General features: G+C 58.0%; 18 protein-coding genes. 3 read left to right on the forward strand and 15 right to left on the reverse strand.

Annotated features, from left to right (window positions below; genetic code table 11):
* Positions 1-3 precede the first annotated feature (3 nt).
* Positions 4-1,032, reverse strand: a complete 1,029-nt coding sequence (locus tag NW849_RS01770) for a BMP family protein (RefSeq protein ID WP_099812061.1) — start codon at positions 1,030-1,032, stop codon at positions 4-6.
* 401 nt (positions 1,033-1,433) lie between these two features.
* Between NW849_RS01770 and NW849_RS01775 the strand changes: the two genes are divergently transcribed.
* The gene (locus NW849_RS01775) at positions 1,434-2,804 is read left to right on the forward strand and encodes an amidohydrolase family protein (RefSeq protein ID WP_414352109.1); all 1,371 of its coding nucleotides are present in this window, start codon (positions 1,434-1,436) and stop codon (positions 2,802-2,804) included.
* Here the strand turns inward: NW849_RS01775 and NW849_RS01780 are convergent.
* The 4 genes from NW849_RS01780 to NW849_RS01795 are packed head-to-tail and all read right to left on the reverse strand — an operon-like array spanning position 2,712 to position 5,078.
* Complete coding sequence (locus NW849_RS01780) at positions 2,712-3,170, reverse strand: FxLYD domain-containing protein (protein WP_414332474.1); 459 nt, start codon at positions 3,168-3,170, stop codon at positions 2,712-2,714. The genes NW849_RS01775 and NW849_RS01780 overlap by 93 nt on opposite strands.
* A gap of 31 nt (positions 3,171-3,201) precedes the next feature.
* A complete protein-coding gene (locus NW849_RS01785) occupies positions 3,202-3,828 on the reverse strand; it encodes a 5-formyltetrahydrofolate cyclo-ligase (RefSeq protein WP_414355657.1) in 627 nt (208 codons plus the stop codon).
* A 44-nt stretch (positions 3,829-3,872) separates the two neighbouring features.
* Positions 3,873-4,337, reverse strand: a complete 465-nt coding sequence (locus NW849_RS01790) for an FKBP-type peptidyl-prolyl cis-trans isomerase (protein WP_011432059.1) — start codon at positions 4,335-4,337, stop codon at positions 3,873-3,875.
* Between the two features lie 60 nt (positions 4,338-4,397).
* On the reverse strand, positions 4,398-5,078 hold the full coding sequence (locus NW849_RS01795; RefSeq protein WP_011432060.1) for a hypothetical protein: 681 nt from the start codon (positions 5,076-5,078) through the stop codon (positions 4,398-4,400).
* Between the two features lie 76 nt (positions 5,079-5,154).
* On the opposite strand from NW849_RS01795, the gene cobJ reads away from it, so the two are divergent.
* Positions 5,155-7,053: a precorrin-3B C(17)-methyltransferase gene (cobJ, locus tag NW849_RS01800; RefSeq protein WP_414355658.1), complete on the forward strand. Its 1,899-nt coding sequence runs from the start codon at positions 5,155-5,157 to the stop codon at positions 7,051-7,053.
* 18 nt (positions 7,054-7,071) lie between these two features.
* Here cobJ and modB read toward each other — a convergent pair whose 3' ends face one another.
* Together modB and modA are read right to left on the reverse strand one after the other, a co-directional pair.
* Positions 7,072-8,859, reverse strand: coding sequence for a molybdate ABC transporter permease subunit (gene modB, locus NW849_RS01805; protein ID WP_414355659.1), 1,788 nt, complete (start codon positions 8,857-8,859; stop codon positions 7,072-7,074).
* Between the two features lie 37 nt (positions 8,860-8,896).
* Positions 8,897-9,658, reverse strand: coding sequence for a molybdate ABC transporter substrate-binding protein (gene modA / locus NW849_RS01810; protein WP_414355660.1), 762 nt, complete (start codon positions 9,656-9,658; stop codon positions 8,897-8,899).
* Between the two features lie 258 nt (positions 9,659-9,916).
* On the opposite strand from modA, the gene NW849_RS01815 reads away from it, so the two are divergent.
* Positions 9,917-10,126, forward strand: coding sequence for a TOBE domain-containing protein (locus NW849_RS01815; RefSeq protein WP_414355661.1), 210 nt, complete (start codon positions 9,917-9,919; stop codon positions 10,124-10,126).
* 28 nt (positions 10,127-10,154) lie between these two features.
* Here NW849_RS01815 and NW849_RS01820 read toward each other — a convergent pair whose 3' ends face one another.
* The 8 genes from NW849_RS01820 to nifX all read right to left on the reverse strand — a co-directional run bounded on the left by NW849_RS01820 (position 10,155) and on the right by nifX (position 14,825).
* A complete protein-coding gene (locus NW849_RS01820; protein ID WP_414355662.1) occupies positions 10,155-11,807 on the reverse strand; it encodes a helix-turn-helix domain-containing protein in 1,653 nt (550 codons plus the stop codon).
* Between the two features lie 343 nt (positions 11,808-12,150).
* The gene (locus NW849_RS01825; RefSeq protein WP_011430669.1) at positions 12,151-12,408 is read right to left on the reverse strand and encodes a hypothetical protein; all 258 of its coding nucleotides are present in this window, start codon (positions 12,406-12,408) and stop codon (positions 12,151-12,153) included.
* Positions 12,409-12,507: 99 nt separating this feature from the next.
* Positions 12,508-12,885, reverse strand: a complete 378-nt coding sequence (locus NW849_RS01830) for a ferrous iron transport protein A (protein WP_011432067.1) — start codon at positions 12,883-12,885, stop codon at positions 12,508-12,510.
* Positions 12,886-12,913: 28 nt separating this feature from the next.
* Positions 12,914-13,213, reverse strand: a complete 300-nt coding sequence (locus NW849_RS01835; protein ID WP_099813376.1) for a 2Fe-2S iron-sulfur cluster-binding protein — start codon at positions 13,211-13,213, stop codon at positions 12,914-12,916.
* Positions 13,214-13,255: 42 nt separating this feature from the next.
* Complete coding sequence (gene nifW / locus NW849_RS01840) at positions 13,256-13,621, reverse strand: nitrogenase-stabilizing/protective protein NifW (RefSeq protein ID WP_414355663.1); 366 nt, start codon at positions 13,619-13,621, stop codon at positions 13,256-13,258.
* Positions 13,618-13,881 carry a CCE_0567 family metalloprotein gene (locus tag NW849_RS01845; RefSeq protein ID WP_414355664.1) on the reverse strand — a complete coding sequence of 88 codons (264 nt, stop codon included), beginning with the start codon at positions 13,879-13,881 and terminating at the stop codon, positions 13,618-13,620. Before NW849_RS01845 ends, nifW begins: the two co-directional genes overlap by 4 nt.
* Before the next feature lie 66 nt (positions 13,882-13,947).
* Complete coding sequence (locus NW849_RS01850; RefSeq protein WP_414355665.1) at positions 13,948-14,403, reverse strand: NifX-associated nitrogen fixation protein; 456 nt, start codon at positions 14,401-14,403, stop codon at positions 13,948-13,950.
* Positions 14,404-14,405: 2 nt separating this feature from the next.
* A complete protein-coding gene (gene nifX, locus NW849_RS01855; RefSeq protein WP_011430663.1) occupies positions 14,406-14,825 on the reverse strand; it encodes a nitrogen fixation protein NifX in 420 nt (139 codons plus the stop codon).
* Positions 14,826-14,855 lie beyond the last annotated feature (30 nt).

A 14,855-nucleotide genomic window follows, 5' to 3' on the forward strand; every position in this document is an offset into this window, starting at 1 on the left:
GCTTCAGAGGGTGGACTTGGGTTCGCTATCATCGATGGCTACAACAAAAGACCCTGCCAGAATCTCTGCCTGCCTCTGCATCACCTTAGCTTTCAGTTCAGCCGGAACCTTGTCGGCGAAGGTTCCCCAGTCGGAGAGGCTGGATCCCCCATATTTCATCATGCTGTAGATCCCGTAGTCCTCTGCCTTAAATTCTCCGGCCTTCACCGCGGCAATGGCTCTGTCGATGGTGGGTTCCATGTGCCACAGGGCGCTGACCACCACCGTTTCCGGGTAGTCCGGCTGGGTATCGATCACATTGCCGATGGCCAAAACGCCCCTCTCTTTGGCGGCATCAGATACCCCAAACCGCTCCGCGTAAAGGATATCTGCGCCGGCATCAATTTGGGCAAAAGCCGCCTCTTTGGCTTTGGGGGGATCAAACCAACTGCCGATAAAGGTGACCAAAAACTTCACCTCCGGCTGCAGTTCCCTCGCCCCTGCCATAAAAGCATTCATGAGGCGGTTCACTTCTGGAATGGGATAGCCCCCCACCATGCCGATGATTTTGGAGCGGGTCAGCCCCCCGGCCACCATTCCCGTCAAATAGGAAGGCTCGTGGATGTAGTTGTCAAACACGGCAAAATTGCTCAGGGCAGGATCCGGCTTGAGGCTGGATCCCATCAAGAAGCTGACCTTAGGATAGTCTTTGGCCACCTCCCGCGCTTCCCGCTCCACCCCAAAGACCTCACCCACCAGCAGTTGGACGCCGCTCTCGGCATACTGACGCAGCACCCGTGGGTAGTCGGTGTTGGAAACTGACTCCGACCAGGTATAGTCAATATCCCCCCGCTTCTGGGCAGCCATCAACGCTTTATGGATCCGGCTCACCCACTGCTGCTCAATGGGAACCGTATAAACCCCAGCCACTTTCAGCTTGGTTCCTTGAGCCACCGCGGCATCGCGAACCAACCAGCGGCTCCCCATCAGGCCAGCCACAAAAGCCCCAGAACGCAGGCAGAAGTCCCGCCGGGAGAGTTCTAAACGTGCCATAGTCGCTTCTGTTGAGGTTAGTTCGAGATCGGGTTACTGACCGGTTTATCGTAAAGGGGGGATCCCTGAAAATATGTGTCCTGAAATACAATTTTTTGAGAAGGAGCTTGTTTGTAATGGACAACGAAGTTTCGCTGACGGTTGGAATGGATGTAAGGGCCAAGTCCTCTCAAATCAGCTCTCGATAGATTATCCCTCTGACTACTTGGTTGATATCTTGCACAACCGGATGCTGTTGGGGACTACAGCCCTCTTTTATAAAGTGAGCAATAACCCAATCAACTGGTTTCCTAAATTCGGGCTTTGAGGTAATTTAAGACATCTTTATCTGATTTGGCCTATCATTCAGTCAACTGTAGTTGCTTCTTTCCATCCTAAGTTCAAACAAATAGCCACAACATATGGATCTCATTTTGCGCCGGGCCAATTTGCCGGATGGCCGCAAGGGAATCGATATCGGTATCCAGGGGGATCGCATTGTGGCTCTGGAAAGCAACTTGCAAGCCACTGCCCCCCAAGAAATTGATGTCAGCAACCGCTTGGTGTCGCCCCCCTTCGTGGATGCCCACTTTCACATGGATGCCACCCTCACCTATGGGATCCCGCGCGTCAACCAGTCGGGCACCTTGCTAGAAGGGATCGCCCTCTGGGGGGAGTTGAAGCCGCTGTTGACCCCCGAGGCGGTGATGGAGAGGGCCTTGACCTATTGCGACTGGGCAGTGGCGCGTGGGATCCTGGCCATCCGCACCCATGTGGATGTGTGCGATCCCAACCTGTTGGCGGTGCGGGCGCTGCTGGAAGTCAAGCAAAAAGTGGCTCCCTACTTGGATTTGCAACTGGTGGCCTTTCCTCAGGATGGCTACTATCGCTCGCCAGGGGCGGTGCAGCTTCTGGAGAAGGCTCTGGATTTGGGGGTGGAGGTGGTGGGCGGGATCCCCCACTTCGAGCGGACGATGGCCGAGGGAGCAGCTTCGGTGCGGGCCCTGTGCGAGATTGCTGCGGCGCGCGGCCTGCGGGTGGATCTGCACTGCGACGAGACCGACGATCCGCTTTCGCGCCATGTGGAAACCTTGGCCTACGAAACGCTGCGGCTGGGCTTGCAGGGGCGGGTAGCCGGATCCCACCTAACCTCGATGCACTCGATGGACAACTACTACGTCAGCAAACTGATCCCCCTGATGGCCGAGGCGGAGCTGGGGGTGGTTGCCAACCCGCTGGTAAACCTAGTGCTGCAGGGGCGCCACGACACCTACCCCAAGCGGCGGGGGCTGACCCGGGTGCCCGAGCTGATGGACGCAGGCTTGACGGTAGCCTTTGGCCAGGATTGCGTGATGGATCCCTGGTACCCTTTGGGCAGCGGCAACATGCTGGAGGTGGCCCACATGGCCATCCACGCCGCCCAACTGACTGGCTATGAGCAGATGCGCCAGTGTTTTTTGGCGGTAACAGAAAACCCGGCCCGCATTCTGGGGTTGGAAGGCTACGGCCTGGAACCCGGCTGCTACGCCGATCTGGTGGTGCTCCAGGCCGCCGATGCCGTCGAAGCCATTCGCCTGAAACCAGCTTGCCTGTATGTCTTCCGCCGGGGCCGGCTGATCGCCCAAACCCCGCCTGTGGTTGCCCAGCTCCATTTGCCTGAGCGCCCCACCCAGGTGGAGTTCAGCCGCCAGCTTTGGACCTCATCGGCGCACGGTACCGCTGAAGCCGCTGGCCTTGAATTGCTCCAGGGTGAGGGGCAGGGGGCTGGTTATGGGCACCGAGATGCGAATTGAAAAAGGGCTCTCGCCGGGAGGAACTTCTGCAATGGCCCCCAGGCGGGTACGCTCCGGCAGAACCTCGTTGCCGTTGGCATCGTAAAGCCGACCGAAGACATCCGCGTTCAGCAGGGTATTTTTGGAGCGGTTGACCACTGTGCCTTCGACGAACAGGCACCTGGCCGGTATGGGGTTGCCGTTGCTGGTCACCAGGTTGGTGTATTCGGGGGTATCGGGACAGGGGGTGACGTGGAGATCCTTCAGTTGCAGGGGGATCGCCCCAAAGCCCATCAAGAGCACCGCCAATGCCACACAGCCAAAGCTCATGCAGACAAGACGCAGCTTTTGGGTTAGCCACTGCGCCGGCTTCCAAACTTGGCTCATCGTTTTTCCTCCAAGGCCCACCCTCTTTAGTCTAGGGGATCCCCGTCTCGTAGAACCTCTCCTCGGTTTGGATCCCATCCAGGCGCTGATCCCAAGGATCCTGAGGCAGGGGCTGCTCCAGCAAGCAGGCTTGGGGGAGGATGCCCCACTTGGGCACACTGGGATCCGGCAAAGCGGCCAAAAAGCGGTCGTAATAGCCGCCGCCATAGCCCAAACGCCTTCCCCAACGATCGCAGGCCAGGGCGGGCACCAGGATCAAATCCGCCTTGCCAGGGTCGATAACTGTGCTGCCGGGAGAAGGCTCCAGCAAGCCCCAGCAGTTGGGGACAAGCTCAGCCGGCTGGTAGCGGTGCCACTGCATTTGCCGCCGCGGCAGACAACGGGGGATCCCCCACTGCTTCTCTGGAAAAAGGGCAAACAGGGATCCCAGATCTACCTCGGAGCCAAAAGCTACGTAAGCCAGGATGGTTTTGGCAGCCAAGAGCTGGGGGCAAGAAGCCAAGTGAGCCACTACCTTTTGACTGATAAGGGATCTGTCCAACCCCTGCCGCACCTGGCGAAAATGCTGGCGCAGGCGAGCTTTTTCTAGGGCAGGATCTGCTGCTAGAGAACTGGGCCGCCAAGAAGAAGACAGTTCCGGGGAAGGGAGTTCCTGCACAAGCCCAATGCCGCCTGGATATTCGGTCTCTGCAAGATCTGAATCTACTGGATGGCCAGGAGCTCCACTTCAAAATCCAAGGTGGCGTTGGGGGGGATCACCCCGCCTGCCCCGCGGCTGCCATAGGCCAACTCCGGCGGAATGCGCAAGTACCGCTTGCCCCCCACCCGCATGGTGGCCAGCCCTTCCTCCCAGCCACGGATCACCTGCCCTACTCCGTAGGTGAAGACAAAAGGCTGATTGCGCTTGTAGGAGCTATCGAAGATGGTGCCATCCTGTAGCTTGCCCACGTAGTTGACCACCACCGTTTGCCCCGGCTGAGGCGAAGGCCCACTGCCTTGAGCAATATCGTAGTACTGCAATCCCGACTCGGTGGTGATGAAGTCCTTGGCTGGGGATTGCACGCTCACCACCGGATTGTCCTTGGCCCGCGATAGAGCTATGGCCGGCTGGCCGCCCCACACCCCAAGCCACAGCAAGCCCAGCACCAACAGCAGCACCCGTTTCATCCGTTGGCGTCTCCCCACCGCCGACTTTTGGCTTTCCTTTACCAATCTTAGAGGATCCCGCTAGCCTTTCAGTTCGGCAAATTCGATAATCTGACCCTGGTGATCCCGCACCCAAAAGACGAAGGGCTTCTCGGAGCGAATGCTGTTGCGGATCCCTTGTTTGTTGATTCGCTTCAGAAGGGCCTTAAGGGACTCCCGCTCATAGCTGACATGGCGATAGCGAACGCCGCTGCTGCGGCCCGCTGCCGGTACAGTCCCGTAAGCAGAAGCAGATGAGGAGCTAGGCCTAGAGGCGTTGCCGTAGGAACCGGACCCCGCATAGGGATCTGTAGAGCCAGGGATCACGTGCAATTGAACATTGTCGGAGAGTTGGTACCAAAGTCCGGGGGTATCCAATTGGGTGGGCCCAGAGGTGGGACGGGCTTTGGCATCGAAGCGGGGACTGAGGCCAATATCCCCTGGAAAGTAAGCGGATCCTAGGCTGTAGCCGACCATGCTCTGCTCGTAGCCGTAGTAGTACTGCAGGGGCAGCTCCGCTTCCGGCAGTTTCAACACCTTCTCGTAAAACCCTCTGGCCTGCTCCAAGTCCGGCACGATGATGGTGTGGACGCGGGGAGCGCCGCTTAAGAATGTCCACATGGCCCCCCCATAGGCCGATAGCAGCAAAAACATCAGCCCCTTCGTGGAGAGCAAAACCTCCAGGGGGATTAGGGGCAGCATCAGTCCAGGTGGGATGACCATCGGCACTTTTCCCTTCGCGGGTGGCTCTATGTCCAGTATAGGATCCGGGGAGAATCCTGGCCTTGGCCCACGCTCGATGAAGCTTGCTCTGTTTGCCCCCAGCCCGCGCGCCCGCCAGTTGGCCAACTCTCTGATCCCGCTCTTGGGCAAGGAGGTGAGCTGCTGGAGCAAAGCTGACCCGCAGGGGCTGCCCTCCCCCTGGCAGGCTTACGGGGATCCCAAGGATCCCACAGCGCCAGGCTCCCTAGCAGAAGCCGTTGCCCAAACCTGGCCCCAGGTGCAGGGCTGTCTCTTCATCTTGGCCGCAGGGTCGGTGGTGCGGCTCATTGCCCCCCTCTTGCAGGACAAGCAGCGGGATCCAGCGGTGGTGGTGGTGGACGAAGCCGGTCGCTGGGCCATTAGCCTGTGCGGGGGACATGTGGGGGGGGCCGATGCCCTGGCGCGGCAGGTGGCCGCTACCTTGGGAGCCCAGCCGGTTCTCACCTCTGCTTCCGAGGGGCTGGGGATCCCGCCTTTGGATTTGCTGGGGGATCCCTACGGCTGGCGGCGGGGCGCTGGAGATTGGAACGGGGTGGCAGCCGCCTTGACGCGGGGAGAGCCGGTGGCCGTTCACCAGACCTGCGGCACGCGGCTTTGGCGACAAGCTTGGCCGGCAGATCATCCCCTAGTGGCCTCCTCTCCTCCCCATCCCGTTGCCCAGATCTGGATTGGGGAATACCTCTCCCCTCCCACGGGGATCCCGACAGTGCACTGGCATCCGCGGGTGCTGTGGGTGGGGGTGGGCTGCGAGCGGGGCACCACCCGCGCTTGGCTAGAGGGATCCCTGCGCCGCCTGCTGCAGGCCCATGGGCTGGCGTTCGAGGCCATTGCCGGCTTGGCCACCTTGGAGCTGAAGCAAAACGAGCCAGGTCTTCTGGAGCTGGCCCAAGCCTATGGCTGGCCCATTGAGTTTTTCCCGGCAGAGGCTTTGGCTGGGATCCCGGTTCCCCACCCTTCGGAGGCCGTTCGGCAGGCGGTGGGCACTCCCTCCGTAGCCGAGGCGGCTGCTCTTTTGGCGGCTCAGATCTGGGGAAGAGGTGACCGAGCTTTTGAGAGGCCCTCTTGCGTTGCGGAGGGGAAGGCAACTCTTCTCTGCCCCAAGCAGGTCTTCACGTCAGAAACCGAAGGGGCCTGCACCCTGGCCATTGCCCGCGCGGCGCAGGAGTATTCCCCTCGCAGCGGCCACCTCTGGCTCATCGGCACTGGTCCTGGGGATCTGGGTCAATTGACTTTGGCTGCCCGTATGGCTTTAACTCAGGCCGATGTGGTTGTTGGCTACCAGCTTTATCTGGATCTGGTGGATCCCCTTTTGCACCCCGGCCAAATCCGGGAGGCCTCTCCCATTACCCAAGAGCTGCAGCGGGCCAAACAGGCCATCGCTTGGGCGCAGCAGGGGCTGAAGGTGGCGGTGATTTCTTCGGGGGATGCGGGCATTTACGGCATGGCGGGGCTAGTGTTGGAGTGCTTGGTCCGCTCTGGCTGGGATGGGATCCGCCCTTCTCTGGAGGTGCTGCCGGGGATCTCTGCCTTCCAGGCGGCTGCTGCCCGGCTGGGGGCTCCGCTGATGCACGACTTCTGCGCCATTTCCCTCTCGGATTTGCTTACCCCTTGGCCGGTGATCGAAAAACGCCTGCAGGCGGCTGCAGCTGCCGATTTTGTGGTGGCCCTTTACAACCCCCGCTCCCGGCAGCGGGTGGATCCCTTCTTCAAGGCTCTACAGATCTTTCTGCAGGCCCGACCCGCCCATACCCCCGTGGCTTTGGCCCGCAACCTCTACCGCCCTGGCGAAACTCTCCGCCTTACCACCCTGGGGGAGCTGGATCCAGAGGAGGTGGACATGCTCACCCTGGTCTTTATCGGCAACTCTCAGACCTTTCGCCATGGAGACCGGCTGATTACCCCGCGGGGCTATTGCCTGGGCGAAGAACCCACTTGACGGGTGTTAAGCCCAGACTCAAAACACCATCAGATGCCGGGGATCCAACTGCAGCCACCACGGGGATCCCCAACCTTCCACCTCTCGCCAGCGCTCCCGCCACACCTCGGCTTGCAGGTGGTAGTCCTGGCTGTGGGCAGGAGGACCGCCCAGCCTAAAGAAGAGGGTCAGCCGGTGGGGGGTCTCGCTCCACTTCACCAGCCAAGCGGGAAACGTGTTGGGCAGCTTCCCGTCGGGCCGGAAGGTGAGGTGGTGGGCGCGGATGGCGATGTATTCTCCCGCTGGGGATCCCTGTACCTGCAGCTCACAGCCCCAATCCAAGGCCAGCACCCGTTGAGGGCCCAGGAGCTTGGCCCGCGAGATGTTTTTGCAACCCGTCAGTTGCGCCACACTAAGGCAGGGGGGAGCCTCAAATAGCTGACGCTTGTCCCCCTGGGCAATGATTCGCCCCTGCTCCATTACAGCCAGATCCCCGCAGAGGCGGAAGGCTTCCTCAATGTTGTGGGTTACCAAAAGCGTGACTCCCTTGTAGCCCGCTAGGATTTCCCCCATCTCCTGCTCCAGTTGGCTGCGCAGGTGGGCATCCAAAGCAGAAAAAGGCTCATCCAGCAGCAAGATCTCCGGCTCAGAAGCCAACGCTCGCGCCAGGGCCACCCGCTGCTGCTGTCCTCCAGAGAGCTCGGTGGGGTAGCGGTTTTCCCAGCCTTTCAGCTTGACCAACCGCAGCTGGGCCTGGATCCGCTCCTGTTTTTCGGCCTCGCTCAAGCCCGCAGGGATCCCAAAGGCAATGTTCTGGGCAACGGTGAGGTGGGGAAACAGAGCGTAGTTCTGGAAGATCACCCCTACCCGCCGCTGAGCCGGAGGCAGCCGGATCCCCTGTTCGGCGTCAAACAACGCCCGCTCGTTGAGCAAAATGCGCCCACCATCCGGGGTTTCGATCCCGGCAATGCAGCGCAAAAGTAGGCTTTTGCCGGATCCAGAGGCCCCCAGCAGTCCTAATGGCCGCCCGTCGCAGCTCAGTTGCGCCTGCAGCTCAAATTGGGGCAGCTTCTTGTCAATGTCCACCCAGAGGCGGGGGGCCGGAGTTGAGAAATCCGGATCCCTTCTGGCCAGAACCCGCAGGGGGCGAGGGGGAAGCTGCTGCAGAGGCTGTCGCTGAAACCAAAGGTTAACTGCCGTCATCACCCCCAAGGACAACATCAAGACCAAGGCCGAGCTAATGGCTGCCCCCCGCATGTCCCCCGCCTGAACGGCAAAGAAGATGGCCATGGATAGGGTTTGCGTGCGGCCTGGGATGTTGCCTGCCAGCATCAAGGTGGCGCCAAACTCCCCCAGAGCGCGAGCAAAACTGAGGGTAACCCCCGCTAGGATCCCCGGCAAGGCCAGTGGGATCAGCACCCGCGTAAAAATCTTGGCCCTACTTGCTCCCAGGGTGCGGGCTGCCGCCACCAGCGTCGGGTCGATCTGCTGGAAAGCTCCCAGGGCCGTGCGGTACATCAGGGGCAGGGCCACCACCGCTGCCGTGATCACCCCGGCATACCAGGTGAAGATGACCGACAAGTTCAGCGAGGCCAAAAGTTGTCCCAGAAGGGTTCGCCGGCCAAACAGCAGCAGCAACAGGAAGCCCACCATGGTGGGCGGCAACACCAGCGGCGCCAACAAGAGGGCCTCGATGAGAGAGCGCCAGCGACCTCGGTAGTGCAACATCCCGTAAGCCGCCAGCGTCCCCACCCCAAAGGTGATGCCCGTGGCCAAGCCGGCAATCCGTAGGGAGATCCAAAGCGGGGATAGGTCGTAGTCGCTCATTTGGAGTAACTCATCCGCGCCATTGCAGAGGGATCCCTCACAGGCGGATAAAGCCGTACTTCACAAACACCTCTGCTGCTTCTTCTGAGGTTAAAAACTCCAAGTAAGACCGTCCGGCGGGAGTATCGCGCACCAAGGCCACCGGGTAGATAATTGGCGTAATGGGATCCGCCGTAGCCACTACTCGCACCCGATTTGAAAGCTGAGCATCCGAGGTAAACAGGATCCCAGCGTCAGCATTGCCCTGTTCTACCGCCGTTAAGATTTCCCGCACCGTGCTGGCAAACACCATCTTGGGCCGCAGCGTCTCAAACACCCCTGCTTGGGTGAGAATTTCCTGGGCGTAGCGTCCGGCGGGCATGGCCTGCAAATCTCCAATCGACAAAACCCGGATCTCTTCCGCCACCAAGTCGGCAAAATCCTGAACCTTGGTTCTGGCATTGGCAGGCACAATTAAAGCCATGCGGTTGCTGAGAAGATCTCGCCGGGATCCTGCCACCAGCAGGTTTTGCTGGGCAAGGGCGTCCATAAAAGAGGCGGCTGCGAAAAATACCACGTCCAGAGGCGCCCCCTGCTCCACCTGTTGCTGGAGAGAGCCGGAATTGGCGAAGTTGTACTCAACCTTGATGTCGGGATAGCGGGCGGTGAACAACCGGTCGATTTCCGTTAAAGCCGGTTGCAAGCTCACCGCAGCCCCCACCAAAATGGGCTGAGATTGTGCCAAGCCGGGAGCCGACCCCCACCTCAAAGCCAGGGCGGCCAGGATCCCTAGGAATAACATTGCAGTTCTTCGTTTCATAGCCATTCTTCTTTGACCCGTGACAACTCTCAGAACAGGAAAATCCGCCAATGGTTCGGTGCTTTTGACTGTCGGAATTGGGTTGTAATTTGTATCTGTAGATACACACCTAGACTATCGGCAGCCCTTCCTCCCCAGAGGCAACGATAAGCATCTGATAGTATTGAAACCAATGTTGAATGGCCATCTGCCGAGATCCCTTCTTGTTCAGTTTGGTCAACACCCCTGTTGCTTTAAGTGTTCAACAAAGGAGAAATCATGCAAATCAGCACTCGCAACTTGTTTAAAGGAACTGTAAAAAGTGTCCAGGTGGGCATGGTCAATGCCGAAATTATTCTGGAAGTTGCACCGGGTATAGAAATAACAGCCATTATTTCTAAGCACTCTGCCGAACGGTTGGGTATAGCAGTTGGAAAAGAAGCGTATGCTGCCATTAAAGCCTCAGATGTGGTCATCGCCGTGGATTAGTGGTGGATTAGCAAATTGAGTGACTGGCCTAGACTTGCTGTTGCCTGGGATCCAAATACAGGGCTTTGATAAGGCGCTGGCGATCGTTTAGGCTGATCTGAAGCCGCCCATTCTCTACATCCCGCACCCAGCTCTGGCTGCGCCCCAGCCTCTGGGCCAATTCCCGCTGGCTGATTCCCTTTTGCTGGCGTGCCGCTGAGATATCTGCCCCACGCAAAGCCTTGCCTGAGGAAAAATCTTTTGGGTCTTCGGGATGGCAAGGGAGATCAGAGGCTGTTGCAGCAGGCGCAGACTTTGCCCTACGCTGCCGCCGGGATCCCGATTCTCGGGTTGGGGATCTGGCTTCTTGAACTACTCGACGATGCCAGTCGGAGGGCAGATGAAATCGTTGAATGCGAGCCTGCATCAAGAGTCCCCACTTGCCCCGCGGCCCGGCAGCCGTCAGCAAGCCACCGTTGTTGGCATCTTCAATCCAAAAGTTCAATGCCTCGTCCGCATCCTCGGGCACAGCTTCCAGGCGAGCCCACAGGGGTTGAATGGAAGAAGGATAGGTGAGGGGATCGAACTCCGGCTTGAGGCCGTAGTGGTTGAGAACCTCCAGATCGCTTTCAAAGGTGCGCACCAGCCGTTTGCGTTCTTGGAGATTGAGATAAGCTTCCTGCAGTCGCTCTTCCCCGTAGGCCACTCGCATCAGGGTGGGCACCGTCAGACGCTGTTGCCGCCCCATCCTCACTTTGAACAACAGCCACAGCAGCAGGCGCATGGCTCCTTCATGGTGTTGCCAATGGCTCATCACGGCCTGCAGCAGGGATAGGGGCAGGCTGCTGTACTGATAAAAGGCTTGCCCCTGGCGGCACCCTTGTCGATTGAGAAAGTACCGTGTCCATTCGCCGGGCTGAATCGCCCAAGTCAGGCCCACCAGATGGTTGCAGCCCTGCTCATCTTTTTGAAAGTGGCGATGCATCTTGAGCAGCCTCCACAGAGGGCCAGCCGGTACCGAAAACCCCTTCACCCGCCCCTGATCCGGCCAATCGATGGAGACTTGAATCCGACAGAGCTGCTCTATCCAGGTCATGAACAGGTGGAGACGGGTCATCTTGCTCAGATCTTTACGTTTATCCCAGCCCAAATAGGACTCCAATTGTGAGTCGGTGAAAACAAAGGATTCCTTCCAGGGGCTATCCAACCCGGCGGCATAGGCAGCAAAAATAAGATGCAAACAGGCAGTTCGCACATCGATCGGAGCACTTTGTGGGATCCCGTCCAAACATAGAGTTAGGGTCAGAGATCCCTGGTTGTGGCCAACAGATTTCTGATAGCAAACCTGGTTATCTCCCTGCTTTTGCAGATTGAGAGATTGAAATTGAGATAGGAAATTGCAAGCTTCCCAGACCACAATTGACGAAGCAAAAGCCTGGCTATGGCCGTTCAAAAATAGAGGTGGACTGCTGCGAATGCGGGCCGTGACCGTGCGGTTGCGCCCCTTCATGGCTTCATAAGGCTGCGGGGCAGAACCGGGACACAGGCTAACGCACTGAGGTTCTGGGAAGAAACCTTCGCAGTCATTGCACAACAGAGGATTAATCCAGTATTCCCCATCCTGAACAACAATAGCTTTCGTAGGACAGCTATCTACGCAAGCGTGGCAACCGATACAATCCCCTGAGATTTGATAAGCCATAGCCCTCGAACTCCATAGCGTTTCCCTGTAGCTCTCCTTTGTTCACGCCTGCTATCGCATCTGCAAAACCCTAAACCCGGCCATGGAGACCTTCCTCGCAAAGCCGTGGCAGCCCGGCGAGAGACCTTAGTTTAAGGTCTGTTTCCTAAGCTCAATTCGTGAACTGGATTGAACGATACCTCAAAAGATCCCCGGCAGGCCAGGGAGATTTGGTCTAGGGTGAACCTTCTGGAAAGCTTTGTTTTCTCTTAACTTCTAATGTTTGCAGTGAACTTTTGAGATGGCTTTGCAGGCTACTCCTCCCCCCTTGAGAGCCTTTTAGGGATCCGAACTGCAGCAAGTGTCAGGCAAAACGCTCAATAACCAAGCCGACACAAGGTCGTCCGCCCACCCAATACGCCGATTCATCGGCCAGGTTGTGGCTTGGCTCCAGATGCCAACCCAAGGGATTGGGTTCTAGCTCCAGCGCCCGCACGATTTCCTCTGGGCTTAGTCCTGTGCAGAGTTGGATGTGTTGCAACTTGGGGAAAGGCTTTTCCACAAGGCTAAGCTCTTCAGCAGCTTTAAGGATGGAGCCCAGGTGCAACAAACAGGTGTTCATGGCTTTGCTCCCAAATCAAGATAGGTTATGAAGAGATGAGCTTCCCTTACTTTGAGTGTCCCTCATTACAGGTTAAAAATTGGGTAAATAGACTACATTTTAGAAGGCTCTTGGCAAATTTAAGATTGTTTTCTTATTCGGTTCTTGGGTAGACATCAAGGCGCAACGGGGATCCATGTAAACCCAGATGGGTTTAGCTAAATGAGCAGGAAGGGAAAGTTGGCCACTGGGTAGGAGTAGGATCCACTCAGGGTGACGTTGGATAACCTGGAGATAGGTACCTGGAGTGAGACCCATTTGCTGCAATTGGGCGCAAGCAGCTTCGGATCCGCGCAGTTGGTAGATGCGACCTTCTTCTCCAACCTTCATGAGTTGGAGAGGAGATATGGTTATTGAGATCTTAGGGACGGTGGGCGGTGCCAACATATAGGGATCCCTAATCTTAGAAGAGGCCATTTGAGCCTTGCCCGAGTCCATTTGCGAGCAGCTTGGAAGCAGCGATCTATCAAACCAAGTAAGCTTCCTGGTGAGTGCGAATCGTACAATTGGAGCGAGGTTTAGCCACGCAGAGCAGCACAAATCCTTTGGCTATTTGTTCCTCATCCAGAAAGGTTTGCTCCGATTGATCGACTTCTCCCTCTACCACTTTGGCCACGCAAGAGGAACAACTACCGGAGCGGCAGGAAGAGGGCAAATCCACATCTTGATCCTCAGCCGCTTCTAGGATGGTCGAATCTTCATCTACTGAGATATAGGTGTCGAGCCGTCGTTTTGGGTTAACCAAGTGAACTGTGTAGGTAGCCATGATGAGATCTCCAGAGAGTTGACGAGGGGTAAACAAGGGAGCTTAGGCAGGGATCCCAGGGCTGCATTCGCCCCGCTCTCCCAAAGAGCTGCAGCCGGCACAGCCGCCGACAGCATCTGGACAACCGTAGTCTTGAAAGACTCGGAATAGCTTCTCCTGCTGCGGAGTAGAGGTGAGAAAGGTTTGGTACGCTTTTTCCAGCGCTTGCCGAGCTTGCTCCAATCGCTCTTCTTCGCTGCCCTGGAAACACTCCAGAGGGCCTAGATACTGAGCGAATTTGCGTAAGATATGCAGGCGATTCACGTTGACCACCCGCGGATCGTAGGGGAGCTCGAAAAAAGCGAAATAATCCTCGGCATTGACTAGGGCTTGGAAGTCTTTCCAACGGCGGTTGTGGTTCCAACTCATCGGCAGGTCTCCAGGGTTTTCAAGCGTTGTCTGAGGGTGTGCAGCCGGGCAAATAGGGCGTAAGTGCGGGCTGCCAAGTCGGGGAGTCGCTCGAACCCGTCGGGTAGCCCCTCGGCCAGATCGTGCAGATCCATTTTCAGTTGGCCTGCTTTGCTGTTTAGTCGTTTGATCTCGGTGCGGAGCTGGTCGGCAGAGAGGTGTTTAAAGGGCTCGAAATCCAGGCCGTTCACAACATTCTCAACGTCACTCTCATTCAACATGGGCAAGGCACTCCTAATTGCTGAAGAAAAAGAAGAAAAAATGGCTGCCGGGACGGAGACAAGCGGCTACAGTCGGCCCACCTCAGGGTAGGTTCGGGCCAGTTGGATCCCTTTGTCGATAAGGGCAGTGGCTTTTTCGCTGAGCTGTTCGAGAGACTCGAAACCGAAGCGATGGGCGTCTCGCAGGGTGTTGACCACCAACAACAGCCGCCCTGAGAAGACCAGCACCCAACCAAAACCTTCACTGTTGAGATCCAGCACCACCTGAGCCAGGAGGCCCGTCTCCTTTTCGATCAGGGCGGCAATGGCGCGGTAGTAGATGAGGATGCGGCTCCGCACTGCCGGATCCACCTCCCCTTCCAGGGATATTTGGCGCTTCTGGGCTTTGGTGACGACAAAGGGCTTGAGCAGCAACTCATCCCTCCAGGTGCGGTAGGTGCCGTAGGGATCCGCCGCCCGCAGCTGGCGGACGATCTCCTGCAGGATGGGGCTGGTCGAGGGGGAAAGAGGGGTAACCGTCATGGCTAAACCTCCGCAGGGGAAGTAGAGGGATTTGGGGCTTCGGCTTTGCGGGCGCGCTCGGCCAAGAGCACTTTGCGCAGCCAGGGGGGAGGGTTGTGCAGGGTGGATACCAGGCGCTGCAGCAAGCTCTCGATGGATTCTTCTTCCGACTGCACTTTGATGGGGGTGATGCGGCGGTTGATCAGGCGGGCGGCGGCACTGCTGCCAATGGCAGCCACGTAGATGAGGGTGACATCGGCCAAAGCCTGCAGCTTGGGCACCAGCTTGTCCTCGTTGCCATCTGCCTCCAAGTTGCCCCCAAAGGTAAGGGTTTTGCAGAAGCGGTAGCCTTCGGGGGTGACTTCGTAGAGGTCGATCTGGTTGGCCCAGCCAAAGTGGGCATTGACGTGCTTGCCGTCGCGGGTTGTAAAGGCCACTTGCATGAGGGTTCTCCTTAGAAACGTGAACTTGAG

It is taken from the genome of Synechococcus sp. R55.3, from assembly GCF_047461975.1.
Taxonomy (GTDB): domain Bacteria; phylum Cyanobacteriota; class Cyanobacteriia; order Thermostichales; family Thermostichaceae; genus Thermostichus.